Consider the following 221-nt stretch of genomic DNA (forward strand, 5'->3'; position numbering starts at 1 on the left):
GGCCTGGTCGACACCCTCAACAACGCCCAGAACATCACCGTGTTCGCGCCGACCAACGACGCCTTCGCCAAGATCCCGAAGGCCACGCTGGACAAGGTCCTCAACGACAAGGCCCAGCTGACGAAGATCCTCACCTACCACGTCGTCGGCCAGAAGCTCACCCCGAAGGACCTGGAGAACGGCTCCTTCACCACCCTGGAGAAGTCGAAGCTCACGACCTC

1 protein-coding gene is annotated in these 221 nt (G+C 62.0%); it reads left to right on the forward strand.

Going from position 1 to position 221, the window contains the following annotated elements; translation table 11 throughout:
* A partial coding sequence (locus IO36_RS36260) for a fasciclin domain-containing protein (RefSeq protein ID WP_037626686.1) occupies positions 1-221 on the forward strand: 221 nt, incomplete at both ends.

It is taken from the genome of Streptomyces aureus (genome assembly GCF_000725495.1).
GTDB lineage: Bacteria > Actinomycetota > Actinomycetes > Streptomycetales > Streptomycetaceae > Streptomyces > Streptomyces aureus_B.